The organism is Mycobacterium kiyosense (assembly GCA_021654635.1).
GTDB lineage: Bacteria > Actinomycetota > Actinomycetes > Mycobacteriales > Mycobacteriaceae > Mycobacterium > Mycobacterium kiyosense.
Window position 1 is genome coordinate 1,343,882 of sequence record AP025179.1, and the last position, 25,634, is coordinate 1,369,515.

Annotated in this window: 19 protein-coding genes and 6 pseudogenes; 18 read left to right on the forward strand and 7 right to left on the reverse strand. The window is 69.3% G+C overall.

Features of this window, described 5'->3' with window-relative positions:
- Positions 1-1,080, forward strand: coding sequence for a mannose-1-phosphate guanylyltransferase (manB, locus tag L6444_RS06355; RefSeq protein WP_236981377.1), 1,080 nt, complete (start codon positions 1-3; stop codon positions 1,078-1,080).
- Here manB and L6444_RS06360 read toward each other — a convergent pair.
- The 4 genes and pseudogenes from L6444_RS06360 to cofD form a co-directional block, all read right to left on the reverse strand.
- Positions 1,062-1,607 (reverse strand): NUDIX hydrolase, encoded by a 546-nt coding sequence (locus L6444_RS06360; protein WP_236981378.1) that lies wholly within the window; start codon positions 1,605-1,607, stop codon positions 1,062-1,064. The two genes, manB and L6444_RS06360, sit on opposite strands and share 19 nt — an antisense overlap.
- Positions 1,604-3,184 (reverse strand): annotated as a pseudogene (locus L6444_RS06365) (class I SAM-dependent methyltransferase). Before L6444_RS06365 ends, L6444_RS06360 begins: the two are co-directional and overlap by 4 nt.
- The gene (locus L6444_RS06370; protein ID WP_236983870.1) at positions 3,181-4,530 is read right to left on the reverse strand and encodes a coenzyme F420-0:L-glutamate ligase; all 1,350 of its coding nucleotides are present in this window, start codon (positions 4,528-4,530) and stop codon (positions 3,181-3,183) included. Before L6444_RS06370 ends, L6444_RS06365 begins: the two are co-directional and overlap by 4 nt.
- A gap of 14 nt (positions 4,531-4,544) precedes the next feature.
- Positions 4,545-5,544, reverse strand: a pseudogene (gene cofD / locus L6444_RS06375) (2-phospho-L-lactate transferase).
- 351 nt (positions 5,545-5,895) lie between these two features.
- On the opposite strand from cofD, the gene L6444_RS06380 reads away from it, so the two are divergent.
- Positions 5,896-6,252, forward strand: a complete 357-nt coding sequence (locus L6444_RS06380; protein ID WP_370653150.1) for a WhiB family transcriptional regulator — start codon at positions 5,896-5,898, stop codon at positions 6,250-6,252.
- A 14-nt stretch (positions 6,253-6,266) separates the two neighbouring features.
- On the opposite strand, the gene L6444_RS06385 is transcribed toward L6444_RS06380, so the two are convergent.
- Positions 6,267-6,674, reverse strand: a complete 408-nt coding sequence (locus tag L6444_RS06385) for a metallopeptidase family protein (protein ID WP_236983872.1) — start codon at positions 6,672-6,674, stop codon at positions 6,267-6,269.
- A gap of 203 nt (positions 6,675-6,877) precedes the next feature.
- Between L6444_RS06385 and L6444_RS06390 the strand changes: the two genes are divergently transcribed.
- The 4 genes from L6444_RS06390 (at position 6,878) to manA (ending at position 11,157) form a co-directional block, all read left to right on the forward strand.
- A complete protein-coding gene (locus L6444_RS06390) occupies positions 6,878-7,366 on the forward strand; it encodes a DUF3499 domain-containing protein (RefSeq protein WP_236981380.1) in 489 nt (162 codons plus the stop codon).
- A gap of 74 nt (positions 7,367-7,440) precedes the next feature.
- Positions 7,441-8,841 carry a phosphomannomutase/phosphoglucomutase gene (locus L6444_RS06395; protein WP_236981381.1) on the forward strand — a complete coding sequence of 467 codons (1,401 nt, stop codon included), beginning with the start codon at positions 7,441-7,443 and terminating at the stop codon, positions 8,839-8,841.
- Positions 8,838-9,911 (forward strand): TobH protein, encoded by a 1,074-nt coding sequence (locus L6444_RS06400; RefSeq protein WP_236981382.1) that lies wholly within the window; start codon positions 8,838-8,840, stop codon positions 9,909-9,911. The genes L6444_RS06395 and L6444_RS06400 overlap by 4 nt, the downstream gene beginning before the upstream one ends.
- A 7-nt stretch (positions 9,912-9,918) precedes the next feature.
- Positions 9,919-11,157 (forward strand): mannose-6-phosphate isomerase, class I, encoded by a 1,239-nt coding sequence (manA, locus tag L6444_RS06405; RefSeq protein WP_236981383.1) that lies wholly within the window; start codon positions 9,919-9,921, stop codon positions 11,155-11,157.
- On the opposite strand, the gene L6444_RS06410 is transcribed toward manA, so the two are convergent.
- Positions 11,141-12,520, reverse strand: a complete 1,380-nt coding sequence (locus tag L6444_RS06410) for an FAD-dependent oxidoreductase (protein WP_236983873.1) — start codon at positions 12,518-12,520, stop codon at positions 11,141-11,143. The two genes, manA and L6444_RS06410, sit on opposite strands and share 17 nt — an antisense overlap.
- A gap of 89 nt (positions 12,521-12,609) precedes the next feature.
- Between L6444_RS06410 and L6444_RS06415 the strand changes: the two genes are divergently transcribed.
- The 12 genes and pseudogenes from L6444_RS06415 to L6444_RS06470 all read left to right on the forward strand — a co-directional run bounded on the left by L6444_RS06415 (position 12,610) and on the right by L6444_RS06470 (position 24,809).
- A complete protein-coding gene (locus L6444_RS06415) occupies positions 12,610-14,091 on the forward strand; it encodes an amino acid permease (RefSeq protein ID WP_236981384.1) in 1,482 nt (493 codons plus the stop codon).
- 119 nt (positions 14,092-14,210) lie between these two features.
- Complete coding sequence (locus L6444_RS06420; RefSeq protein ID WP_236981385.1) at positions 14,211-15,455, forward strand: alkane 1-monooxygenase; 1,245 nt, start codon at positions 14,211-14,213, stop codon at positions 15,453-15,455.
- Positions 15,452-15,613, forward strand: a pseudogene (locus L6444_RS06425) (rubredoxin); the annotation flags it as partial. The gene L6444_RS06420 and the pseudogene L6444_RS06425, both read left to right, overlap by 4 nt.
- An 18-nt stretch (positions 15,614-15,631) precedes the next feature.
- Positions 15,632-15,814 carry a rubredoxin gene (locus tag L6444_RS06430; RefSeq protein ID WP_236983874.1) on the forward strand — a complete coding sequence of 61 codons (183 nt, stop codon included), beginning with the start codon at positions 15,632-15,634 and terminating at the stop codon, positions 15,812-15,814.
- Positions 15,811-16,461 (forward strand): TetR family transcriptional regulator AlkX, encoded by a 651-nt coding sequence (gene alkX, locus L6444_RS06435; protein WP_236981386.1) that lies wholly within the window; start codon positions 15,811-15,813, stop codon positions 16,459-16,461. The genes L6444_RS06430 and alkX overlap by 4 nt, the downstream gene beginning before the upstream one ends.
- 131 nt (positions 16,462-16,592) lie before the next feature.
- A pseudogene (ahcY, locus tag L6444_RS06440) lies at positions 16,593-18,064 on the forward strand (adenosylhomocysteinase).
- Between the two features lie 148 nt (positions 18,065-18,212).
- The gene (locus L6444_RS06445) at positions 18,213-18,845 is read left to right on the forward strand and encodes a dTMP kinase (protein WP_236981387.1); all 633 of its coding nucleotides are present in this window, start codon (positions 18,213-18,215) and stop codon (positions 18,843-18,845) included.
- A gap of 80 nt (positions 18,846-18,925) precedes the next feature.
- Positions 18,926-19,613 (forward strand): annotated as a pseudogene (gene mtrA / locus L6444_RS06450) (two-component system response regulator MtrA).
- A gap of 23 nt (positions 19,614-19,636) precedes the next feature.
- Positions 19,637-21,365 (forward strand): annotated as a pseudogene (gene mtrB / locus L6444_RS06455) (MtrAB system histidine kinase MtrB).
- A complete protein-coding gene (gene lpqB / locus L6444_RS06460; protein WP_236981388.1) occupies positions 21,365-23,128 on the forward strand; it encodes an MtrAB system accessory lipoprotein LpqB in 1,764 nt (587 codons plus the stop codon). The pseudogene mtrB and the gene lpqB overlap by 1 nt, the downstream one beginning before the upstream one ends.
- 38 nt (positions 23,129-23,166) lie before the next feature.
- Complete coding sequence (locus L6444_RS06465; RefSeq protein ID WP_236981389.1) at positions 23,167-23,985, forward strand: LmeA family phospholipid-binding protein; 819 nt, start codon at positions 23,167-23,169, stop codon at positions 23,983-23,985.
- A gap of 284 nt (positions 23,986-24,269) precedes the next feature.
- On the forward strand, positions 24,270-24,809 hold the full coding sequence (locus tag L6444_RS06470) for a hypothetical protein (RefSeq protein ID WP_236981390.1): 540 nt from the start codon (positions 24,270-24,272) through the stop codon (positions 24,807-24,809).
- A 3-nt stretch (positions 24,810-24,812) separates the two neighbouring features.
- On the opposite strand, the gene L6444_RS06475 is transcribed toward L6444_RS06470, so the two are convergent.
- Positions 24,813-25,619 (reverse strand): ESX secretion-associated protein EspG, encoded by an 807-nt coding sequence (locus L6444_RS06475; RefSeq protein ID WP_236981391.1) that lies wholly within the window; start codon positions 25,617-25,619, stop codon positions 24,813-24,815.
- Positions 25,620-25,634: the final 15 nt, after the last annotated feature.

A 25,634-nucleotide genomic window follows, 5' to 3' on the forward strand; every position in this document is an offset into this window, starting at 1 on the left:
GTGGCAACCCACGAAGTCGACGCGGTGGTCCTGGTCGGCGGCAAAGGAACCCGGCTGCGTCCGCTGACGCTGTCCGCGCCCAAGCCGATGTTGCCGACGGCGGGGCTGCCGTTCTTGACCCATCTGCTGTCGCGGATCGCCGCCGCGGGCATCGAGCACGTGGTGCTGGGCACGTCGTACCGGGCGGAGGTGTTCGAGGCCGAGTTCGGCGACGGGTCCAAGCTCGGCCTGCAGATCGAATATGTGACCGAGGAGAAGCCGCTGGGCACCGGCGGCGGCATCGCCAACGTGGCGGGCAAGCTGCGCCACGACACCGTGATGGTGTTCAACGGCGACGTGCTCTCCGGGGCGGACCTGGGCCAGCTGCTCGATTTCCATCGCGACCGCCAGGCCGACGTCACGCTGCACCTGGTGCGGGTGAGTGACCCGCGGGCGTTCGGCTGCGTGCCCACCGACAGCGAGGGCCGGGTCACCGCGTTTCTGGAGAAGACGCAGGATCCGCCGACCGACCAGATCAACGCCGGCTGCTACGTCTTCGCCCGCGACATCATCGACCGGATCCCGCGCGGGCGTGAGGTCTCCGTCGAGCGGGAGGTGTTCCCGGCGCTGCTGTCGGACCCGACGGTGAAGGTCTGCGGGTACGTCGACGCGACGTATTGGCGCGACATGGGCACACCCGAGGACTTCGTGCGCGGATCGGCGGATCTGGTCCGGGGGATCGCGCCGTCACCGGCGCTGCACGGTCACCGGGGTGAGCAATTGGTGCACGACGGCGCCGCGGTGGCGCCGGGTGCGCTGCTGATCGGTGGCACCGTCGTCGGCCGCGGCGCCGAGATCGGGCCCGGGGTGCGGCTGGACGGGGCGGTGATCTTCGACGGCGTCAAGGTCGAGGCGGGCAGCGTGATCGAACGCTCGATCATCGGCTTCGGCGCCCGGATCGGTCCGCGGGCGCTGATCCGCGACGGCGTGATCGGCGACGGCGCCGACATCGGCGCCCGCTGCGAACTGCTGCGCGGCGCCCGGGTGTGGCCGGGGGTCTCGATTCCCGACGGCGGCATCCGCTACTCCTCGGATGTCTGAACCGCCCGCCGCACCAGGTGCTCCAGCGCGTGGTCGGTGCCCTCGGGTAGCGCCCCGGCCGGCCACCAGCGCAGGTCGTCGGACTCGTCGCTGATCGCGATCTGTGCGCCGGCCGGGGCGTGCGCGACGAACTGCAGATCCAGATGCCGGGTCGGTACGCCCAGCGAGCAGGTCAGCGCATGGACGTGCACGGCAACCAGTCCCGGGTTCAGCCGCAGGTCGGGGATGCCGGATTCCTCGACGGCCTCGCGCAGCGCGGCGGCCAGGATGTCGGCGTCCTCGTCCTCGCAGTGCCCGCCCAGCTGGACCCAGCGGCGCAGTCGCGGGTGCAGGGTGAGCAGCACCCGCTCGCCCCGGTGGTCGAGCACCAGGGTCGAGGCGGTGATGTGGCCCGGTTCGCAGGCCCGGCGGCAGGCGTCGTCGCGGGCCAGCACGAAGCCCAGCACCGCCTGGCGCAACGCGTCCTGGCCGGCATCCGGCGCCTGCCATTCGGACAGCAGCGCGATCACCGATTCCCGCAGCGTCATCGGCCCCTCCGTCCGATGCGACGGTCGCGCAGGGCGATCCACGCTGCGCGGCAGTCCGCCACCACCGCCGGCGACAGGCCCAACCCCTCGATCAGCACCCGGCGGTCCACCAGGTCCAGCGCCTTCTCGATCTCGTTGGCCCGCAACAGCAGATCGACGTCGTCGGCCAGGCCGGAACCGGCATACCCGGGTGGCGGGACGGGCAGCCGTTCGGCCTCGCCGGGTTCGAGTTCCAGGATGCCGCCGCCGTAACTGCGGCCCATGGTCTCGGCGAAGGCGAACGTCGCACTGTTGTGGAACGCCGCGGCCAGCGCCGTGGGGGTCCACGCCCGGGACGACCCGCACCCGGTGCACGGTGTCGGTGCTGGTCGCCGCGGCCGCGTTGACGGTCAGCCGGGGCGCCTGATGAATCTGGCGCAACAGGAACAGATCGGGGTTCCACAGCGACGGGGTGGTCCACCACGGCTTGCGCAGCGAGCACTTGTAGCCCAGGTGGACGCCGGCGGCCTCGCCGGCCTCGATGTGCGCGACCAGCGCGGTGTCGGCGGGTTGCGCCGGGGCGTTCAGCAGCCAGGTCCGCTGCCCGTTGGCGACATCGCCACTGCGACAGTCGATGTCGTAGTGCAGACCGGACAGCTGCGCGCGCTGCGCGAGACCAGCGGGACACAGTGGTGGGTCAGCCCGAGTTCGCGGGCCTGGGCGTCGGTGAAGGTGAAGAAGCTGTTGCGGCCCGTCACGATGCCCACGTCCACTTCGGCGACCCGGCCCAGCCGGGTCAAGGCCGGGCTGCACGCGAGGTCGCGCAGCGTCCGGATCGCCGCCGGGTCCAGGAAGTACTTGGTCCACTTCTCGGTGTCGTGCAGCAGCGCGGGAGCCGCCGGTACGCCCAGATCGGCGGCGGCCAGTGCGTCCGAGTCGGACAGCTCGACGGTGCGGATGTGCGCCGGCCCGGCGCCGACGACCCCGCAGAACAGCACCACCTCCTGCAGCGCGCCGGCGAAAACGAGCCGGCGGAAGCTGACCAGGGTGATCTCCCGATACCGGCGCACCAGGAAGTCGCGTAGCTGCGCGGCGTAGCCGACCTGCAGCAGCTCGGCGGGCAGCACCAACCCCACCCGGCCGCCGTCGCGGACCAGGGCGGTGGCGGCCACCACGAACGGCACCCACGCGTTGGTCAGCTTGGTGGGCCGCAGCCCCTGACGACACATGAATTGCAAGGCGGCCGCCCGTTGATCGGTGGGCCAGTTGCCGAACCGGATGTAGGGCGGGTTGCCGGCGACGCCGTCCCAGCCGGCACCCGGCATCGTTGCGGACCAGGCGAACAGGTCGGCGTCGTCGACGGGTGCGAACTGCCGTGCCTTGGCCGCCTCCTCGGCGACGAGTTCCACGCCGTGGGCCTGCTCGGTGAGCGCGGCGAGCTCGCGCAGGATCCGGCCGTCGCCGCAGGAGGGCTCCAGCACCCGGGGCCCCGCCTGCACCACCCATCCGGCCAGGAATCGGGCGATCGGCTCCGGGGTGTAGTAGCCGCCGCGCACCTTGTCGGGCGAGGCCGGGGTCTTCCCGGCGAACGTCCTCATCTGCGGATCAGCAGGTCCGCTGCGTCGACCGGCTCCCGCAGCCCGGCCGGCTCGGCGGGGTAGCCGATCGCCACGGCGCCCAGCGGTTCCCAGTCGGCGGGCAGTCCCAACTCGTCGCGGACCAGGTCGGCGGCGAAGATCGTCGACCCGATCCAGCAACTGCCCACCCCGCGCACCGCCAGCGCGACCAGCAGGGCCTGTACGGCAGCACCCACCGCGACGGTGAACATGGTGTGCTCGGCGGCGGTGCGCGCCGCGTCCGGGTAGTGGTGCGCGCCGTCGGGGACCAGGAAGGGTATGACGACTTCGGTTGCGTCGTAAAGGATTCGGCCGCGGGCGACGCGGCGCTCGACAGCATCGGCGGGTCGGCCGTCGGCACGCAGGTCGCGGCGCCACTGGTCTTTCATCCGGTCCAGCAGCCGGGTGCGGGTCTGCTCGGACTGCACCCAGACGAACCGCACCGGCCGGGTGTGGTGCGGGGCCGGCGCGGTGAGTGCTTCGGCGACGGCGGCCTCGACGAGCTCGGGCGGTACCGGCTGGGTGCTGAACCGCCGCACGGATCGTCGGGTCAACTGGGCTTGGCGCCGGCCCAGGTCCAGTGCCTCGGCGGTGCCGAGCCAGAACAGGTCCTCGGTGCCGGGGCGTACCAGATCCCGGGCCGTGGAGCCGTCGTCGGTCGGCTCGAGTCCGCGCACCACGGCGACCGGCATCGCGGTCAGCTTGCCCTTGACCAGGTCGGCCGCGGCGGCGACTTCGTCGGCGATGGCGATCTCGGTGACCACCAGGTCGTTGCCGTGCCGGTCCACCGCGCCGGAATAGTTGTGCAGCACAGCCAGACCCGCGCTGCCGACGGCGGCGTCGATCTGACCGTTGCGCCAGGCCCGGCCCATGGTGTCGGTGATGACCACGGCAACCTCGACGCCGAGCCGCTCCCGCAGGGCCGACCGCAGGGTCGCGGCGCTGCCGTCCGGGTCCACCGGCAGTAACGCCAATTCCTTACGCCCGACGTTGGATCCGTCCACCCCGGCCGCGGCCTGCACCAGACCGAGCCGGTTCTCGGTGATCAAGGTGCGCTCCTTGCGGGCCAGGACGCGTACCGCCTCGTCGTCGACCAGCTTGCGGCGCAACGCGTCTCGGCGCTCCGGATCCGACGGTGCCGGCACCAGCCGGCCTTCGCACTTGGACACCACCTTGCTGGTGACCACCACCACGTCGCCGTCACGCAGCCAGGGTGCGGCGGCGGACACGGCAGCAGCCAGGTCGTCGCCCGGCCGGAACTCGGGAAGCCCGGCGACGGGCAGGATTTCGATCGCGGCAGCGGTTCCGTGTTCGCCCGTCGGCGGCAGGGCCGGGTGCCCGTTCACCCGGTCACGCCCGCAATCTCGAGGCCGGCGCGCACCATCTCGGCCGTCGCGGCCGGATCGGTCATCAGCAGCGGGACGGAACGTGTCGTCACGCCGTCGATCTCGGCGTGGTCGCCGTCGTGGACCAGCCAGTAGTCCAGGATCCCGGTGCCGCTGCGGGCGCCGTAGTGCTGGCCGACGGCTTGGGCGGTGGACTGGACCCCGATCACCGTCAGGCAGGCATCGGCCATGCCGCGCAACGGCTTTCCGCCGATGATGGGGGAGTAGCCGACGACGGGGGCCGGGGCCGCTCGCAGCGCGGCCCGGATGCCGGGCACGGCCAGGATGGCGCCGACGCTGACCACCGGATTGGACGGCGCCAGCATGACGACGTCGGCGTCGGCGATTGCGGCCAGAGCTTCGGTTGTGGCGCTTGCTTTTTCGGCCCCGACGAAAGCGAAGCTGTGGGTGGGCACCTGGGCGCGGTACCGTACCCACCACTCCTGGAAGTGGATCGCCCGCCGCGTCGCGGAGGCTGGGTCGCAGTCCGGGTCGGTGATCACCACGTGCGTCTCGCAACGGTCGTCGCTGGCGGGCAGCAACCGTGCGCCGGGTTGCCAGCGGTCGCACAGTGCCGCGGTGATCTGGGTGAGCGGGTAGCCGGCGTTGAGCATCTGGGTGCGCACCAGGTGCGTGGCCAGATCGCGGTCGCCGAGGCCGAACCAGTCGGGCTGCACGCCGTAGCGCGCGAGTTCCTCCTTGGCATGCCAGGTTTCGTCACGGTGACCCCAGCCGCGCTCCGGGTCGACGCCGCCGCCCAGGGTGTACATGCAGGTGTCCAGGTCCGGGCAGATGCGCACCCCGTGGATCCAGGCATCGTCGCCGACGTTGACCACGGCACTCAATTCGTGGCCGGTGTCCCTGGATTGAGCAAACCCTCCGAGTCCGAGCAGATGCTGCACCCCGAGTAGGAATCGGGCGCCCCCCGACGCCGCCGACCAGAACGGTGACCTTCACACCGCAGGACAGTACCCGGGTGCGTGTGGCATGGTGGTTTCGGTAACCGCTGTGGCGCAAGGGACTTGTGATGAATCTGTGGCCGACACGCCGCGGCCCGACCGCAACAGAATCGCCGAAATTCGATCACGAGATGGTATGGAAATGCGCCGAAGTGCTTGACCAAGATCGCCGACCCGTGTCTAATCACATCAGTGTCATTTCCCGGTTGGCCGGCCGGTTCCGGTGTCGCAGACCGAGATTCGATCACTTGTTCGAATTGGGTATCTGTACATCAAAACAGTGGGAAACCATTTCATTCTCAATCAGTGAGGAGGCGGAGGCATGTCCTATGAGTACCTTCGGGGCGTAATGGGAAGCGCACCGCACGCCGTTCCGGGTTCGGCTGTGACGTCTTTGCCGATGCCGACGGCACCTGTCCGCCCTCATCTGAGTGTGGTTCCAGACGCGCCGGCCGCGTTCGAGCCGGAGCCGCTGGAGGAAGTGCCCGCCGATCAGTGGCAGGACAAGGCGCTGTGCGCGCAGACCGACCCGGAGGCCTTCTTCCCGGAGAAGGGCGGCTCCACCCGCGAGGCCAAGAAGATCTGCCTCGGCTGCGAGGTCAGGCACGAGTGCCTCGAGTATGCGCTGGCTCACGACGAGCGCTTCGGTATCTGGGGCGGTCTGTCGGAACGCGAACGCCGGCGCCTCAAGCGCGGAGTTATCTAGCCCGCCAACACAAGTCAGTCGTCGATCGTCGGGTCGATGACCGAGGGTTCCACGTCCAGATAGATGGCCACCTGGGCCACCAGTATCTCGTGCAGCAAGTCGCCGAGTTCGACGGTGTCTTTCGCCCGTCGCTCAATTGGCTTGCGAAACAGCACAATTCGTGCCCGCGTCGCGTTGCCGCGGACGTCCACTCCGGCCGGTATCAGCCGGGCCAGCGCGATCGGGCCGTCGGCGATCACCTCCGGTGGCCACTGCACGCTGTCGGGGTCTTTGGCCGCGATGCGCGGGATCTCGTCGACGGCGACGTCGAGCTCGGACACCCGGTCGCGCCAGCGCCGCTCGATGGGTTCGTAGGACTCGAGCACCGCCATGTCGAACCGCTCGGCGCGGCTGCGCCACCCGGGGACCGTCGGCGGCAGCAGCGGGCCGCGCGGATCGCGACCCCGGCGCCGGGACCGGTGCCGGGATGACCCGGCCGCCCCGACCCAGGGTCGGCCGCTCCGGCCGCTGGGGCCGGAACCGCGGGAATCGCTCACGCGCCGATGGTAACGGTTGCACATCGTGCCCCGACGCGTTGCGCGTGTCCGGCGCTGCGGCGGCGGCGGCGCGCGATAGCCTTTCGATCGTGAACGTACCCCGTCGCTGCTGCCGGCCCGGGTGTCCGCACTATGCAGTGGCAACGCTGACGTTCGTCTACTCGGACTCCACAGCGGTGGTCGGCCCACTCGCTACCGCGCGGGAACCCCATTCCTGGGACCTGTGCGTCGGTCATGCCGGCCGGATCACCGCCCCCCGCGGGTGGGAACTCGTCCGCCACGCCGGGCCGCTCAATGCCGAGCCCGTCAACCCCGACGAAGACGATCTGGTCGCCTTGGCCGACGCGGTCCGGGAGGGCGGCGCCGCTCGGGGCGGTGCCGTGGTGAACGGCTTCGGAGTACCGGGCGCTGACCTATACGACGGGTACGACGACGTCCCGCACACCGGTGGCGGCGCCGACCTGCACACCGCGGGAGCCCACGCCACCGCCCCCAGCGGTGGGCTGCTCGCGCCGCCCGAACACCGGTCCGGGCGCCGCCGCGGACATTTGCGCGTATTGCCCGACCCTTGCGACTAAGTACCTGCCGTGACGGTCGGGGGCGGCCGATAGGCTGACGGCCAAGAGAGTTCACGTCGTCAGGAGCACCCCGCATGTCTTGGCCCGCCGCGGCTGTCCACCGTGTCATCAAGGCATATGACGTGCGTGGGCTGGTCGGAGACGAGATCACCGAACCGTTCGTCGCCGACGTCGGCGCCGCGTTCGCCCGGCTGATGCGCGCCGAAGGCGCCGGGCAGGTGGTGATCGGGCACGACATGCGCGACAGTTCGCCCGCGTTGGCCGCCGCGTTCGCCCGCGGCGTCGTCGGCGAAGGTCTGGACGTGGTGCGCGTCGGTCTGGCGTCCACCGATCAGCTGTACTTCGCTTCCGGACAGCTGGACTGCCCGGGCGCGATGTTCACCGCCAGCCACAACCCGGCGTCCTACAACGGCATCAAGCTGTGCCGCGCCGGCGCCAAACCGGTCGGCAAGGACACCGGCTTGACGACCATCAGCGAAGATTTGATCGCCGGGATCCCAACTGCCTACCGCGGCTCGCCCGGCTCGATCACCGACAAGGACGTGCTGGCCGATTACGGGGCGTTTCTGCGCTCCCTGGTCAATACCGCCGGCCTGCGCCCGCTACGGGTGGCGGTGGACGCCGGCAACGGGATGGCCGGCCACACCACTCCGGCGGTGCTCGGCGCAATCGAGTCGATCACGTTGTTGCCCTTGTACTTTGAGCTCGACGGCACGTTCCCCAACCACGAGGCCAACCCACTGGACCCGGCGAACCTGGTGGACCTGCAGAACTACGTGCGTGAGACGGGCGCCGATATCGGGCTGGCATTCGACGGCGACGCCGACCGCTGCTTCGTCGTCGACGAACGCGGCCGGCCGGTCTCCCCGTCCACGGTCACCAGCCTGGTGGCCGCCCGGGAACTGAGCCGCGAGATCGGCGCCACCGTGATCCACAACGTGATCACCTCGCGGGCGGTGCCCGAGCTGGTGACCGAGCGCGGCGGCACGCCGCTGCGCTCGCGGGTCGGGCACTCCTATATCAAGGCGCTGATGGCCGAAACCGGGGCCATCTTCGGCGGCGAGCATTCGGCGCACTACTACTTCCGCGACTTCTGGGGCGCCGACTCCGGGATGCTGGCCGCGCTCTACGTGCTCGCGGCCCTCGGCGAGCAGCACCGGCCGCTGTCGGAGCTGACCGCGGACTACCAGCGTTACGAATCCTCCGGGGAGATCAACTTCACCGTGGCCGACGCGCCGGCCGCCGTGGACGCGGTACTGAAGACATTCGCCGGCCGGATCCACTCGATCGATCACCTCGACGGCGTCACCGTCGACCTCGGCGACGGCACCTGGTTCAACTTGCGCAGCTCTAACACCGAGCCGTTGTTGCGGCTCAACGTCGAGGGGCGCAGCATCGAAGACGTGGACGCGGTGGTCGCCGAGGTCAGTGCGCAAATCGAGGCACAGGCGGGCCGGGACGGGGCCGCACCGTGAGTGCCGTCGGCTCCATCGATCTCGAGGACTCCGACGGTCTGCTGGCCGCCGACCGCGGCGGCCTGTTGCGGGCCGCCTCGATGGCCGGCGCTCAGGTGCGCACCGTGGCCGCGGCGCTGGACGAGGGCGACCTGGACCTGCTGCGCGACCCGACCAACAAGCCGCGCACGGTGATCTGGGTGGCCGGGCGCGGCACCGCCGAGACGGCCGGTGCCCTGCTGGCCGCGACGCAGGCCGGGGCGGCCGCCGAGCCGATCGTGTTGGCCACCGAGGCGCCGCCGTGGGTCGGCCCGCTCGACGTGCTGGTCGTGGCCGGCGACGATCCGGGGGATCCCGCGCTGGTCGGTGCTGCCGCCACCGGAGTGCGGCGCGGCGCGCGGGTGGTGGTCGTGGCGCCGTATGAGGGCCCACTGCGCGACTCCACCGCCGGCCGGGTCGCGGTGCTGGCCCCGCGACTGTGGGCCGCCGACGGGTTCGGGTTGTGCCGATACCTGGCGGCGGGGCTGGCGGTGCTGCAGATCGTGGATTCGCGGTTGCGCGTCGACCTGGCGGCGCTGGCCGACGAACTCGACGCGGAGGCGCTGCGCAACAGCGCCACCCGCGAACTGTTCACCAATCCGGCCAAGACGCTGGCCGCGCGCATGGCCGATCACCAGGTGGTGCTGGCCGGAGACAGTGCGGCGACGCTGGCGCTGGCCCGGCACGGCAGTTCGGTGTTGCTGCGCAACGCGCACCGGGCGGTCGCCGCCGCCGGGTTAGCGGACGCGCTGGCGGCGCTGCGCGACCCGAACAGCGGATTGCGCACCCACGCCGACACCCTCTTCCACGATGAGCAGATCGACGGGCCGCTACCGCAGCGGCTGCGGGTCCTGGCGCTGACGCTCGCCGACGAGCGCACCGTGGTCAATGCCCGGATCGCCGGGCTCGACGAGGTCTACCCGGTCGGTGCCGAGGATGTGTCGGATGCGCCCGCCACGCTCACCGAGTCCGCCCGCGCCGAGCAGCAGCTGGCAGTATTGGCGGTTCGGCTGGAGATGGCCGCGGTTTACCTGAGACTGGCACGGGGATAGATAGACGGTGGAATTGCTACGCGGAGCCTTGCGCACCTACGCCTGGGGATCTCGCACCGCGCTCGCCGAGTTCACCGGGCGGCCGGTGCCTGCCGCGCATCCCGAGGCCGAACTGTGGTTCGGCGCGCACCCCGGCGACCCGGCCTGGCTGGAAACGCCCGGCGGCGATACGTCGTTGCTGTCGGTGCTCGCCGACGACCCGGAGGGTCAGCTGGGCTCGACCTGTCGGGCCCGATTCGGTGACGTGCTGCCGTTTTTGGTGAAGGTGCTGGCCGCCGACGAGCCGCTGTCGCTGCAAGCACATCCCAGTGCCGCGCAGGCACTCGAGGGTTACCGGCGTGAGGAGCGGCTGGGTATCCCGGTGAACTCGCCGGTGCGCAACTACCGCGACAAAAGCCACAAGCCCGAGCTGCTGGTGGCGCTGCAGCCGTTTGAAGCGCTGGCCGGGTTCCGGCAGGCGTCGCGCACCGCCGAGCTGCTCCGCGCGCTGGCCGTTTCCGATCTGGACCCGTTCATCGACCTGCTGGGCGCCGGCTCGGACGCGCAGTCCGACGCCGACGGGCTGCGGGCGTTGTTCACCACCTGGATCACCGCACCACAGCCCGATCTCGACGTGCTGGTGCCCGCCGTACTGGACGGCGCCATCCAGTACCTCAGTTCCGGCGCCACCGAATTCGCCGGGGAGGCCAAGACGGTGCTGGAGCTGGGGGAGCGTTATCCCGGCGACGCCGGGGTGCTGGCGGCGTTGCTGCTCAACCGCGTCATCTTGGCCCCGGGTGAGGCGATCTTTCTGCCGGCCGGCAACCTACACACCTACCTGCACGGGTTCGCGCTGGAGGTGATGGCCAACTCCGACAACGTGTTGCGGGGCGGGTTGACCCCCAAGCACGTCGACGTGCCGGAGTTGCTGCGGGTGCTGGACTTCACCCCCACTGCGGAGTCGCAGCTGCGGGCGCCGGTGCACCGCGACGGGCTGGCGCTGGTCTATGACACTCCGACCGACGAGTTCGCGGTCGCGCTGCTGATCCTCGACGGCGATCAGCTGGGCCACGAGGTGGACGCGCCGTCACGCCATGACGGCCCGCAGATCCTGTTGTGCGCCGAGGGCGAGTTGACGGTGCACGGCAAGTCCGGGTCGCTGCATCTGGACCGGGGCGCGGCGGTCTGGGTGGGCGCCGACGACGGCCCGATCCGGTTGTCGGCGCGGCGGCCGGCCAAGCTGTTCCGGGCTACCGTCGGCTTGTGACGGCGGATCGGCGTCGCTGACTATCGTCGCGTTTCTCGCCCAGCCACAGCCGCATGTTGTGCGCGATGGTGCGACCGAGGATCGACGGTGACGGCACCATGTACAGGCTGTCGAGCAGCGAGAACCGGCGCAGAAACCACTCGCCGAGAACGGGATTGGTTTCCGCGGCGCCCAGGAACTGGTCGAACAGCCCGCCGGCGGCCCGCCACCAGCTCGGCTCGGGCGAGGCGGCGGCGTGGTGGAAGGTGACGTCGCCGATCGCGTTCATCGTCCACACCGGGAAGGTGGTCTTGGCGGTGAGCCGACTGAACTCGCCGGCCAGCTCGCCGTCGTCGTCGACCGACTGCAGTGCCCGGCGCAGGTGACCGGCCTGCAGCGACGTCATCGTCATGCCCTGACCGAAGGTGGGGTTGAAGCTGGCCACCGCGTCCCCGAACGGCACGATCCCGGCCGGGAAGCGTTCCAGCTTGTGGTAGCGGCGCCAGCGGCTGACCGGGAAGGCGTGGTAGGCCGGTTCGCCGACGGGTTCGGACTGCGCCAGCGCGGCGTTGAAATGATCCGGCAGCAGCTCTTTGGCCAGCGCGAGCATTTCGGGGTAGGTGCGCGGGGGTTTGGTGTTCGCCACCCCGAAGGTGGTCAGCACCCAGGTGTAGTTCTCGTAGTGCAGCATGCCCAGGCCCAGCGATTTGTCGTGCGAGGCGCCGGCGACCACCACCTTTTCCGCGATCAGGCCTTCGGGCATGCGGAACTGGTGGGTCGCGTAGTTGATGCCGATGTCGACGGTGGCTTCCGGGGCGCGCTGGTAGCCCCACTGGGTCAGCCACACCGGTAGCCGGGTGCCGCGCCCGGCGGCGTCGACCACGAGGTCGGCGGCGACGAACTCCGGCGAATCCTGGCCGGGCTGCGGGTCCAGCAGCACCCCCGTCACCCGCTGCAACGCGGGCTCGAACCGTGGCTCGGCGACCGGTCGTCGCTCGATCGCGACGTTGTCGATCTGCTGGACCCGGCGCCGGATCTGCCATTCCAGGTGCGGCCGGCTGGGCACGTAGGCGGTGAATTCGTCGCGCAGCGTGTGTCCGGTGCCCAGGACGTGGCCGGCCGCACCGAGATGGATGCAGTCCGGCCGGTTCTCCAGGATCGGCACCCCGGCGGCGACCATGTCGGCCAACAGGCCCGGGAACAGGCTCTCGAACTCGTTGGCGCCGCGCGCCATCAGCATGTGCAGATGCCGGTCCTGAGGCACGGTGGCACGGTTGGCCGGCTCACTGGGCAGCTCGTCGCGCTCATAGACGGTCACCTGGGTATAGAAGTCCGACAGCACCCGGGCGGCACACAACCCGGCGATGCTGGCGCCGATCACCACGGCGTGATTTCTGTTCGCTGCGCTCCCCACCATCGACGCAGAGTACCCAGTACTGTCCCGTCACAAAGGTGAGGTGAAAGGGGCGGCCGATGGCCCGACTCAAGGATTCGTTGCGCACGAAGACGGTCGAGCAGTCGATCGCCGACACCGACGAGCCCGGCACCCGCCTCCGCAAGGACCTCACCTGGCGGGATCTGGTGGTGTTCGGTGTGTCGGTGGTGATCGGGGCCGGGATCTTCACGGTCACCGCGTCCACCGCCGGAGACATCACCGGGCCGGCGATCTGGATCTCGTTCCTGATCGCGGCGGGCACCTGCGCGCTGGCGGCGCTGTGCTACGCCGAGTTCGCTTCGACGCTGCCGGTGGCGGGCAGTGCCTACACCTTCTCCTACGCGACCTTCGGCGAGTTCCTGGCGTGGGTGATCGGGTGGAACCTGGTGCTGGAACTCGCGATCGGTGCGGCCGTGGTCGCCAAAGGCTGGTCCAGCTACCTGGGCACGGTATTCGGGTTCTCCGGCGGGACCGCCGAGTTCGGCTCGGTGCGTTTCGACTGGGGCGCGCTGGTGATCGTGGCGCTGGTGGCGATCCTGTTGGCGCTGGGCACCAAGCTGTCGTCGCGGTTCTCCGCGGTGGTCACCACCATCAAGGTGGCGGTGGTGCTGCTGGTGGTCGTGGTCGGCGCTTTCTATGTCAAGGCCGAGAATTACCGGCCGTTCATTCCCGCACCCGAGGCCGAGCACGGCGGTAACGGCCTGGACCAGTCGGTGTTGTCGATGCTCACCGGCGCCGGCAGCAGCCATTACGGCTGGTACGGGGTGCTGGCGGGGGCGTCGATCGTGTTTTTCGCGTTCATCGGGTTCGACATTGTGGCGACCATGGCCGAGGAGACCAAGCATCCGCAGCGCGACGTGCCGCGCGGCATCCTGGCGTCGTTGGGGGTGGTCACCGTCCTCTACGTGGCGGTCTCGGTGGTGCTGTCCGGGATGGTGTCATATACCCAGCTGAAGACGGTGGGCCGCAACTCGGCGAACCTGGCCACTGCTTTTCGGGCCAACGGCATCCACTGGGCCAGCGGCATCATCTCGGTCGGCGCGCTGGCCGGTCTGACCACCGTGGTGATGGTGCTGATGCTGGGCCAGTGCCGCGTCCTGTTTGCGATGGCCCGCGACGGGTTGCTGCCGCGGGGCCTGGCCAAGACCGGCGCCCGGGGCACTCCGGTACGCATCACCGTGCTGGTGGCGGTCGTGATAGCCGCGACGGCGTCGGCGTTCCCGATCGACAAGCTCGAGGAGATGGTCAACGTCGGTACGTTGTTCGCCTTCGTGCTGGTGTCGGCCGGTGTCATCGTGCTGCGCCGGACCCGTCCCGACCTGGAGCGCGGGTTCAAGGCGCCGTGGGTGCCGCTGCTGCCGATCGCCTCGGTGTGCGCCTGCCTGTGGCTGATGCTCAACCTCACCGCGCTGACCTGGGTCCGGTTCGGCGTCTGGTTGGTGCTCGGCGCGGCCATATATTTCGGCTACGGGCGCCGGCATTCGGTGCAGGGACGGCGGCCGGTGGCGCAGGTCGAGTAGACACAACTCACAGATTTGAATATCTGGTTTACAAAACGTGGCTATGTGTCTAGACAGGAGACGCAACCTATCGTATTGTCCAATCTCAAGGTGGTGTGACTCACAAGGAGGTTTGGCATATGACGACGGATACGACGGAAACCATCGAGACCACGATCGAATGGCGCGACAAGAAGCGTTACCTGTGGCTGATGGGCCTGATCGCCCCCACCGCGCTGTTCGTGATGCTGCCGCTGGTCTGGGCGTTCAACCGGCTCGGCTGGCAGACCACGGCCCAGGTGCCGCTGTGGATCGGCCCGATCCTGCTCTACATCCTGTTGCCGGCGCTGGACCGGTTCTTCGGCCCGGACGGCCAGAACCCGCCCGACGAGGTGATGGAGCGGCTGGAGAACGACAAGTACTACCGCTACTGCACCTACATCTACATTCCGTTCCAGTACGCCAGCGTGGTGCTGGGCGCCTACCTGTTCACCGCCTCCAACCTCAGCTGGCTGGGCTTCGAGGGTGGATTGGGCTGGTTCGGCAAGATCGGCGTGGCCCTTTCGGTCGGCGTGCTCGGTGGCGTCGGCATCAACACCGCGCACGAGATGGGGCACAAGAAGGACTCGCTAGAGCGCTGGCTGTCCAAGATCACGCTGGCGCAGACGGCCTACGGCCACTTCTACATCGAGCACAACCGGGGCCACCACGTCCGCGTCTCCACTCCGGAGGACCCGGCGTCGTCCCGGTTCGGCGAGACCTTCTGGGAATTCCTGCCGCGCAGTGTCATCGGCAGCGCCCGCTCGTCGGTTCACCTCGAGGCGCAGCGGATCCGCCGGCTCGGCAAGAGCCCCTGGGACCCGCGCACCTACCTGGGCAACGACGTGCTCAACGCCTGGATGATGACGGTGGTGCTGTTCGGCGCGCTGATCGCGGCCTTCGGTGTCGGCGTGGTCCCGTTCCTGGCCATCCAGGCCGTCTTCGGCTTCAGCCTGCTCGAAGCCGTCAACTACCTCGAGCACTACGGCCTGCTGCGGCAGCGCAACGCTAACGGCCGCTACGAACGCTGCGCCCCGGTGCACAGCTGGAACTCCGACCACATCGTGACCAACCTGTTCCTGTACCACCTGCAGCGGCACAGCGATCACCACGCCAATCCCACCCGGCGCTACCAGACGCTGCGCAGCATGGCGGGTTCGCCGAACCTGCCCAGCGGTTACGCCTCGATGATCTCGCTGACCTACTTCCCGCCGCTGTGGCGCAAGGTGATGGACCACCGGGTGCTCGCGCACTACGACGGCGACATCACCAAGGTCAACGTGCAGCCGAGGTTGCGCCGGAAGCTGTACGCGAAGTACGGCGCCACCGAAACGGCCCGAGCATGACGGCCGCGTACCGGTGCCCCGTCTGCGAGTACGTCTACGACGAGGCCAAAGGCGATGCCCGAGAAGGATTTCCGGCCGGAACCGGCTGGGACCAGATCCCCGAAGACTGGTGTTGTCCGGACTGCGCCGTCCGCGAGAAGCCCGATTTCGAACTCGTCCAGAAGGTTAGAACTCCGATGAATGACTACAAGCTCTACCAGTGCGTCCAGTGCGGGTTCGAGTACGACGAGGAGCTGGGCTGGCCGGAGGACGGCATCGCGCCCGGCACCCGCTGGGCGGACATCCCGGAGGACTGGAGCTGCCCGGACTGCGGTGCGGCCAAGGCGGACTTCGTGATGGTGGAGGTGGCCCGGTCATGATCGGCACCAACTTCGTGCCGAAAACGGCTACTGTCGCGCCTGTGAAGCGAATTCCTTACGCGGAGGCGTCCCGGGCCCTGCTACGTGATTCGGTTCTCGACGCGATGCGGGACCTGCTGCTGACTCGCGACTGGTCGGCGATCACGCTCTCGGACGTGGCCAGGGCCGCCGGCATCAGCCGGCAGACCATCTACAACGAGTTCGGCTCCCGCCAGGGCCTGGCTCAGGGCTACGCGCTGCGCCTGGCCGACCGGCTGGTCGACACCGTCAGGACGGCGCTGGACGCCAACATCGGCAACATCTACGAGTCGTTCCTGCAGGGTTTTCGGGCCTTCTTCGCCGAGTCGGCCGCCGACCCGCTGGTGCAGTCGCTGCTGTCCGGGGTGGCCAAGCCCGACCTGCTGCAGCTGATCACCACCGACAGCGCGCCCATCATCAACCGCGCCTCGGCGCGGTTGGCGACGGCCTTCACCCAGACCTGGCTGGCGACCAGCGACGACGACGCCAACGTCCTGTCGCGGGCGATCGTCCGGTTGTGCTTGAGCTACGTGCCCATGCCGCCGGAATCCGACCACGACGTCGCCGCGGACCTGGCCCGGCTGATGGCGCCGTTCGCGGAGCGGCACGGGGTGGTGAACGTCCCCTAGCGTCCGGCGCGTCCGAACCGGGCGGCTACAGTGGCTGAGGAGCAATCCGAGGCGCTGCTAGCCGCCCGGCTCCGTTTTGACCACAGACGCCTCAAGAACCCGAAGAACCCCGAGAAGGATGTATTACGACCATGGCCCCCGGAAATTCGCTGACTCCCGACGTGCTCAACGGCATCGACTTCAAGGTCGCTGACCTCTCGCTGGCGGAGTTCGGGCGCAAGGAACTCGACCTGGCCGAGTACGAGATGCCCGGTCTGATGTCGCTGCGCCGCGAGTACGCCGAGGTGCAGCCGCTGAAGGGGGGCCCGGATCTCGGGTTCGCTGCACATGACCGTGCAGACCGCGGTGCTGATCGAAACCCTGACCAGCCTCGGTGCCGAGGTCCGATGGGCGTCGTGCAACATCTTCTCCACTCAGGACCACGCGGCGGCGGCGGTCGTCGTCGGCAAGCACGGCACCCCCGAGGAGCCCAAGGGTGTGCCGGTGTTCGCCTGGAAGGGCGAGACGCTCGAGGAATACTGGTGGTGCGCCGAGCAGATGCTCACCTGGGAGGGTGAGCCGGCGAACATGATCCTGGACGACGGCGGCGACGCCACCATGATGGTGTTGCGCGGCATGCAGTACGAGAAGGCCGGGGTGGTGCCCCCCCGCCGAGGAGGACGACTCCGCGGAGTGGAAGGTCTTCCTCAGCGTGCTGCGCAACCGCTTCGAGACCGATAAGACCAAGTGGACCAGGATCGCCGAGTCGGTCAAGGGTGTCACCGAGGAGACCACCACAGGTGTGCTGCGGCTGTATCAGTTCGCCGCCGCCGGCGACCTGGCCTTCCCGGCGATCAACGTCAACGACTCGGTCACCAAGTCCAAGTTCGACAACAAGTACGGCACCCGGCACTCGCTGCTCGACGGCATCAACCGCGGCACCGACGCGCTGATCGGCGGCAAGAACGTGCTGATCTGTGGCTTCGGCGACGTCGGCAAGGGCTGTGCGGAGGCCGCCAAGGGCCAGGGTGCGCGCGTCTCGGTGACCGAGATCGACCCCATCAATGCCTTGCAGGCGCTGATGGAGGGCTACGACGTGGTGACCGTCGAGGACGCGATCGCCAACGCCGACATCGTGATCACCTCCACCGGCAACAAGGACATCATCTCCCTCGAGCACATGAAGGCGATGAAGGATCACGCCATCCTGGGCAACATCGGCCACTTCGACAATGAGATCGACATGGCGGCGCTGGAGCGCTCCGGTGCGACCAAGCTGAACATCAAGCCGCAGGTCGACCTGTGGACCTTCGGTGACACCGGCCGCTCGATCATCGTGCTGTCCGAGGGCCGGCTGCTGAACCTGGGCAATGCCACCGGGCACCCGTCGTTCGTGATGAGCAACAGCTTCGCCAACCAGACGATCGCGCAGATCGAGCTGTGGACCAAGAACGACGAGTACGACAACGAGGTGTACCGGCTGCCCAAGCACCTCGACGAGAAGGTGGCCCGCATCCACGTCGAGGCGCTGGGTGGCAAGCTGACCAAGCTGACCAAGGAGCAGGCCGAGTACCTGGGCGTCGACGTCGAGGGCCCGTACAAGCCGGACCACTACCGCTACTGAGTCCCGCCGGACCCCGCCTTCCCGCCGAGCGTCACGCCAGCGTGGCACGCAGCGCCGAGCGTCACGCCAGCGTGACGGCTGCCGGGTACGCCGGGTACGCCGGGGTCGCCGGGTTCGCCGGGGTCGCCGGGTTCGCCGGACGCCGGCCATGCTGATCGCGATCGAGGGTGTCGACGGCTCCGGCAAGCGGACGTTGACCGACGGGCTGAAGGCCTCGATCGAGGCGGACGGCAGGTCGGTGGCCACGCTGGCTTTTCCGCGCTACGGGCAGTCGATCACCGCGGACCTGGCCGCCGAGGCGTTGCACGGCCAACATGGCGACCTCGCCGACTCGGTGTATGCGATGGCGACGCTGTTCGCGCTGGACCGGGCCGGGGCGGCGCCGGATCTCGAGCGGCTGCGCCACCAGCACGACGTGCTGATCCTGGATCGTTATGTTGCCTCCAACGCCGCCTACAGCGCGGCGCGGCTGCGTCAGGACGCGTCGGGCGCGGCGGTGAGTTGGGTGCGCCGCCTGGAATACGAGCGGCTGGGGCTGCCCGTCCCGGACTGGCAGATCCTGCTCGCGGTGCCGTCCGAACTCGCCGGGCAGCGGGCCCGCAGCCGGGCGGACAGCGATCCGGGCCGGGCGCGGGACAGCTACGAACGCGACGACGGACTGCAGCGCCGCACCGGCGCGGTGTACGAAGAGCTGGCCGCCGGGCAGTGGTGCGGACGGTGGCTCGTGGTCGGCGCGGACGTCGATCCGGGCGCGCTGGCCGTCACGCTGAGGGCTGAATAGCACAATTTCGGTGCGTTTTGCGGTGATCAATCAAGAAACACGCGCGTGGTGTCCGGGGTTTGTCCGGAACTGGTGACACCATGGAGGCCATGAGGCAAAGGATTCTGGTTGTCGACGACGACGCTTCGCTCGCCGAGATGCTCACCATCGTGTTGCGTGGGGAGGGTTTCGACACCGCCGTCATCGGCGACGGTACCCAGGCCCTGACCGCGGTCCGCGAGCTGCGGCCCGACCTGGTGCTGCTGGACTTGATGCTGCCCGGCATGAACGGCATCGACGTCTGCCGGGTGTTGCGCGCCGATTCGGGTGTCCCGATCGTCATGCTGACCGCCAAGACCGACACCGTCGACGTGGTGCTGGGCCTGGAGTCGGGTGCCGACGACTACATCATGAAGCCGTTCAAGCCCAAGGAGCTGGTGGCGCGGGTGCGGGCGCGGCTGCGCCGCAACGACGACGAGCCCGCCGAGATGCTGTCCATCGCCGACGTCGACATCGACGTGCCGGCGCACAAGGTCACCCGCAACGGCGAGCAGATCTCGCTGACGCCGCTCGAGTTCGACCTGCTGGTCGCGTTGGCGCGCAAACCCCGCCAGGTGTTTACTCGTGATGTGCTGCTCGAACAGGTGTGGGGATACCGGCACCCGGCGGACACCCGCCTGGTGAACGTGCACGTCCAGCGCCTGCGCGCCAAGGTCGAGAAAGACCCGGAGAACCCGACCGTGGTTCTCACCGTTCGAGGGAGTGGGTTACAAGGCCGGACCTCCGTGATCCGATGCTGAGGAGTGGCGGCATTGATATGGCGCTCTCCACGACGTAGTCGAGGCCGCTGGGGTCGATCCGGCCCTTTGCCGCGCGGGTTGAGCGCGCTGAGCCGTGCGGTCGCGGTCATTTGGCGCAGGTCGCTGCAGTTGCGGGTGGTCGCGCTGACCCTGGGGCTGTCACTGGCGGTGATCCTGGCGTTGGGTTTCGTGCTGACCAGTCAGGTCACCAACCGGGTGCTCGACATCAAGGTCAAGGCCGCAATCGACCAGATCGAGCGGGCCCGCAACACCGTCAGCGGGATAGTCAACGGCGAGGAGACCCGCTCGCTGGACAGCAGCCTGCAGTTGGCCCGCAACACGCTGACGTCGAAGACCGATCCCGCCTCCGGTGCCGGCCTGGCCGGTGCGTTCGACGCGGTACTGATGGTGCCCGGCGACGGACCGCGGGCGGCGACGGACCGCGGGCGGCGACGGACCGCGGGCGGCCTCCACCGCCGGGCCGGTGGACCAGGTGCCCAGTGCGCTGCGCGGGTTCGTCAAGGCGGGGCAGGCGGCTTACCAGTACGCCACCGTGCACACCGAGGGCTTCTCCGGGCCGGCACTGATCGTCGGCTCGCCGACGTCGTCGCGGGTGGCCAACCTGGAGCTGTACCTGATCTTCCCGCTGGCCAACGAGCAGGCCACCATCACCCTGGTGCGCAGCACGATGGCCACCGGCGGGCTGGTGCTGCTGTTGCTGCTGGCCGGGATCGCGCTGCTGGTCTCGCGGCAGGTGGTGAACCCGGTGCGGTCGGCGTCGCGGATCGCCGAGCGGTTCGCCGAAGGCCACCTGTCCGAGCGGATGCCGGTGCGCGGTGAGGACGACATGGCGCGGCTGGCGGTGTCGTTCAACGACATGGCCGAGAGCTTGTCGCGGCAGATCACCCAGCTCGAGGAGTTCGGTAACCTGCAGCGCCGCTTCACCTCCGACGTCAGCCACGAGTTGCGCACGCCGCTGACCACGGTGCGGATGGCCGCGGACCTGATCTACGACCACAGCGCCGACCTGGACCCGGCGCTGCGCCGCTCCACCGAGTTGATGGTCAACGAGCTGGACCGGTTCGAGAGCCTGCTCAACGACCTGCTGGAGATCTCCCGCCACGACGCCGGGGTGGCCGAACTGTCGGTGGAGGCGGTCGATCTGCGCACCACCGTCAACAGCGCGCTGGGCAATGTCGGTCACCTCGCCGAGGAGGCCGGCATCGAGTTGCTGGTGGATATGCCGACCGAGGAGGTGATCGCCGAGGTCGATGCGCGCCGGGTGGAGCGCATCCTGCGCAACCTGATCGCCAACGCGATCGACCACGCCGAGCACAAGCCGGTGCGGATCCGGATGGCCGCCGACGAGGACACGGTCGCGGTCACCGTGCGCGACTACGGTGTCGGGTTGCGGCCGGGTGAGGAGAAGCTGGTGTTCAGCCGGTTCTGGCGGTCGGACCCGTCGCGGGTGCGGCGTTCCGGCGGTACCGGCCTGGGGCTGGCGATCAGCATCGAGGACGCGCGGCTGCACCAGGGCCGGCTGGAGGCCTGGGGCGAACCGGGCGAGGGCGCGTGCTTCCGGCTGACCCTTCCGCTGGTGCGCGGGCACAAGGTGACCACCAGTCCGCTGCCGATGAAACCCATCCCGCCGTCCGCCGCCCAGTCCGGTCCGCAGCCGTTGACCCCGACCGGCCCGCAGCCCCTCACCCGGCACCGCGAGCACGCCGACCGGAGCGGATGATGTTGCTGCGCAAGCTTTTTGTTCTGCTGCTGGCGGCCGGCCTGCTGGCCGGCTGCGCGAGCGTGCCGAGCTCGTCGGCCCCACAGGCGATCGGCACCGTGGACCGGCCGGCGCCGTCGAACCTGCCCAAGCCGACCCCCGGCATGGATCCCGACGTGCTGCTGCGGGAATTCCTCAAGGCCACCGCCGACCCGGCCAACCGGCATCTGGCGGCGCGGCAGTTCCTCACCCAGTCGGCCTCCAACGGCTGGGACGACGCCGGTAGCGCCCTGCTCATCGACCATGTGGTGTTCGTGGAAACCCGTGGCTCCGAGCGTGTTTCGGCCACTATGCGGGCCGACATCCTGGGTTCGCTGTCCGACGTGGGCGTCTTCGAGACGGCGGAGGGGCAATTGCCCGATCCGGGCCCGATCGAGTTGGTCAAGACCTCCGGCGGCTGGCGCATCGACAAACTGCCCAACGGGGTCTTTCTGGACTGGCAGCAGTTCCAGGCCACCTACAAACGCAACACGCTCTATTTCGCCGACCCGACCGGCAAGACCGTGGCGCCCGATCCGCGCTACGTCGCGGTGTCCGACCACGACCAGCTGGCCACCGAGTTGGTGTCCAAGTTGTTGGCCGGGCCCCGCCCGGAGATGGCGCACACGGTGCGCAACCTGCTGGCCCCGCCGCTGCGGCTGCGCGGCCCGGTGACCCGCGCCGACGGCGGCAAGAGCGGCGTCGGCAAGGGGTACGGCGGCGCCCGCGTCGACCTGGAAAAGCTGGCCACTACCGACCCGCACAGCCGGCAATTGCTTGCCGCGCAGATCATTTGGACGCTGGCGCGCGCCGATATCCGCGGACCGTATGTGATCAACGCCGACGGCGCCCCGCTCGAAGACCGCTTCGCCGAGGGCTGGACCACCTCCGATGTCGCGGCCACCGACCCCGGGGTGGCCGACGGTGCCGGCGCGGGCCTGCACGCCTTGGTCAACGGGTCGCTGGTGGGGCTGGACGGTCAGCAGATCACCACGGTGCCCGGTGCGTTCGGGCGGATGGGGGACCAGACCGGGGCCGCGCTGTCCCGCAACGGCCGGCAGGTGGCCTCAGTGGTGACGTTGCGTCGCGGCGCCCCGGACATGGCGGCGTCGTTGTGGATCGGGGATGTGGGCGGCGAGGCGGTACAGTCCGCCGACGGGCACAACTTGTCGCGGCCGAGTTGGTCGCTGGACGACGCGGTCTGGGTGGTGGTCGACGCCAACAACGTGCTGCGGGCGATCCCGGAGCCGGCATCGGGTCAGCCGGCGCGCATCCCGGTGGATTCGACCGCCGTCTCGAGTCGTTTCCCCGGCCCGATCACCGACCTGCAGCTGTCCCGGGACGGGACGCGGGCGGCGATGGTGATTGGGGGACAGGTGATCCTGGCCGGCGTCGAACAGACGCAGGCCGGGCAGTTCGCGCTGACCTACCCGCGGCGGCTGGGCTTCGGGCTGGGCACCTCGGTGGTGTCGTTGTACTGGCGCACCGGTGACGACGTGGTGGTGACCCGCAACGACGCCACGCATCCGGTCTCCTATGTGAACCTCGACGGGGTCAATTCCGACGCGCCGTCGCGTGGCCTGCAGATTCCGTTGTTCGCGATCGCGGCGAACCCGTCCACGGTGTACGTCGCCGGTCCGCAAGGGGTGCTGATGTATTCGGCGGCGGCCGCCGAGAATCAGCAGGGCTGGTCGGAGGTGGCCGGGCTGATGATCGGCGGCGCGGCACCGGTATTGCCCGGCTGAGCGCGGCGGTTACCCTCGCACAGAGGAGGCGCTTGCCGATGTCGCCGAAGGTTCCGTTTCTGCGCTGGGATGACCCGCTGCGTGCGCTGGACGCGCTGGCCTCGCTGTGGTTCTCGTCGGTGAGCGCGGGGGCCGCCCAGGCGGCGTCGGTGCCGTACCGGACGTTGTTCGCCACATTGCAGCAGTTGCTCGTCGGCAAGGAAGTCACGGTGCGCATCGGTGAGCACGATGTGACGCTGACCGTCACCGAGTTGGAGTCCGCGTTGGACCCGCAGGGCCTGCCGGTCGGTCAGCTGGGCGAGGTTCGGGTGGCCGCGCGCGATATCCGGTGGGACGAGCACCATTTGCAGAGCGCCGTCGCCGTGCTGCGCAATGTGCACATCCGTCCCGGGGTGCCGCCGCTGGTGGTGGCGGCGCCGACGGAGTTGTCCACCGAGTTGGCCAAGGACATCTTCGACGACGTGTTGCGGCAGGCGGCGCCCCAGTTGGACAGCGAGATGGGCGACGACGGTACGGCGCGACTGCGCTGGGCGCGCCGGCCGAGTTGGGGTGGTCTGGAGATCGATGCCGACGTGACCGGGTCGACGTTGTGGTTGCGTCCGCGGGCGCTGGTGGCGGGGCAGCGTAGGTGGCGGCTGCCGCAGCGCACGCCGGCCTATCAGGTGCCGTTGCCGGAGTTGCCGCACGGGCTGATGATCACCGGCGTCGAGCTCACCCCGGGCGCGGTGCAGGTGTCCGGCCTGCTGCCGGAGTGGCGGATGGAGTTGTCGCTGCCGGCCCTGGAGAACCTGATCACCCGGCTCAGCCAGGGTGTGCGCGATTTCAGTTGGCCTTCGCTGTGGTGGGGTTCCGACTAACTCGCGCTCGAATTACATTGATGTAAATTACGGTTATGTAATTCGATGCCGGAATTTGCTGGTGCGCAATCACGGCCGGCAATTCGCCAGCTCGTCGCCGGGCGCCCGGAGAGGCGCTTTCCACCCGAAATCGGCTGGGACATCACCCTTTGGGAGAGCAACCGTAACGGCACGGCAGGTGTGGCGTATCGGTTCGATATCCGACAGGTCACCGCTCTAGGCGGGAATTCGGCGCGCGTATACGGTTCCCGGTTGTCAGTTAATTGCGGGGGCAATGAATCGGGATGGACGGGGTCGCGTTGCTGATAAGGGATCGATTCTGCGTTGCGCTCTTTGCCGGCGCGGGCGTCTTCGGAGCTGTGCTGGCATTGAGCCCGAGTGCGGCGGCCGCGCCCCGGCCCACCGGCGGCGGGGGGTCGTGCCTCGAGCAGTTCGCGGCTCCGCTGGTGCCGTTGGCTGCACCCGTGGTCTTGCCCGGGCCGGTGCCGGTTGCTCCGGTGGTGCCGGTTGCACCGGTCGCTCCGGTGGTGCCGGTCGCCCCCGTGGTGCCGGTCGCCCCGGTGGTGCCGGTCGCGCCTGTCGTGCCGGTTGCGGGTGCGGGCGCGGGTGCCCTGCCGGCGGATGTCGTGCCTGCCGCACCGCTGATCCAGGCCGCCGGTACCGGCAAGGGCGCACCGACCGCTCCGCCGCCCTCGCTGGCTGCCACCGCCGCCCCGGTGGTGCTGCCCGGGCCGCCGCCGCCGGAACCGACCGCGCCCATCCCGGCGGTGCTGGCCGGGTCGCGGACGGCGGTGCCGGTGTGCGCGGGCGGCGGGGTCAACTAGGCGCTAGGTGATTCCGCGCCGCCGGCGTAGGACGGCGACGTCCGCGGCGATCAGGTCGTCGATACGGTCGGCGAGTTTGCGTTCGGTGGCGGGTACCGCGTGGCTGAAGTCCGGTACGTAGACGTAGTCGCCGTCGTCGCTGATCTGCACCCAGGCGACGAGGCTCTTGGCCCAGTCCATGCCCCAGGAGCGGGCGGGTTCCCAATGTGACTGGATGGTGCCCACGGCTGCTACTCCTGCGTCCGGGACAGTGACGGTCGCGCTCCGGGACGTGACGGGTTCCAGGACTGAGAACGTGTAGTCGTCGTCCGCGGTGTCGGCATCGGCGGTGGTGGAATCGGCGAAGTAGTCGACGTACTTGGGAATGGTGATTTGCGAGTGTCGACCGGGGCCGATCAGCGGCACCGAGTTGGCAATGGCGGCCCCCAGGTCGTAGGGCGCGAGCTCATACACGTCCACCACATCCAGGTCGGGGCGCTGCACCGCGCAGAATCCCAACTGGTCGGCGCGCAACGCCGATATGCGAGTGTCGGGAATGTCTCCGGCCTCGGTGGCACGGTAGAGCACCCGGCACTCGACCCAGATGTCGGCGCGAGTGTAGGCCTGTATCCACCGGTGGAAGCCACGCAGGTCGCCGTCGGCGGGCCGGTCCGAAAACCGGTGTGGCTCTGGTGGATTGGATACTTGCAGGCCCGGGCGTCCGGTCTCCGCGAACGGGTAGGGCAGTCCGTCGAGGCCTAGGACATCGCATATCCGGGCCAGATCGGAGATGTCGATGCCGCCGATGTGTTCGCGGCTTACCGCTGGCATCTCTTCATCTTCCCG

Bases quoted from the DNA above. Each gene is read 5' to 3' on its own strand.
- L6444_RS06360 (WP_236981378.1), bottom strand. From the start codon at position 1,607: ATGACGCTGCGGGAATCGGTGATCGCGCTGCTGTCCGAATGGCAGGCG.
- L6444_RS06380 (WP_370653150.1), top strand. From the start codon at position 5,896: ATGGGAAGCGCACCGCACGCCGTTCCGGGTTCGGCTGTGACGTCTTTG.
- L6444_RS06395 (WP_236981381.1), top strand. From the start codon at position 7,441: ATGTCTTGGCCCGCCGCGGCTGTCCACCGTGTCATCAAGGCATATGAC.
- L6444_RS06415 (WP_236981384.1), top strand. From the start codon at position 12,610: ATGGCCCGACTCAAGGATTCGTTGCGCACGAAGACGGTCGAGCAGTCG.
- L6444_RS06420 (WP_236981385.1), top strand. From the start codon at position 14,211: ATGACGACGGATACGACGGAAACCATCGAGACCACGATCGAATGGCGC.
- L6444_RS06430 (WP_236983874.1), top strand. From the start codon at position 15,632: ATGAATGACTACAAGCTCTACCAGTGCGTCCAGTGCGGGTTCGAGTAC.
- alkX (WP_236981386.1), top strand. From the start codon at position 15,811: ATGATCGGCACCAACTTCGTGCCGAAAACGGCTACTGTCGCGCCTGTG.
- L6444_RS06445 (WP_236981387.1), top strand. From the start codon at position 18,213: ATGCTGATCGCGATCGAGGGTGTCGACGGCTCCGGCAAGCGGACGTTG.
- lpqB (WP_236981388.1), top strand. From the start codon at position 21,365: ATGTTGCTGCGCAAGCTTTTTGTTCTGCTGCTGGCGGCCGGCCTGCTG.
- L6444_RS06465 (WP_236981389.1), top strand. From the start codon at position 23,167: ATGTCGCCGAAGGTTCCGTTTCTGCGCTGGGATGACCCGCTGCGTGCG.
- L6444_RS06470 (WP_236981390.1), top strand. From the start codon at position 24,270: ATGGACGGGGTCGCGTTGCTGATAAGGGATCGATTCTGCGTTGCGCTC.
- L6444_RS06475 (WP_236981391.1), bottom strand. From the start codon at position 25,619: ATGCCAGCGGTAAGCCGCGAACACATCGGCGGCATCGACATCTCCGAT.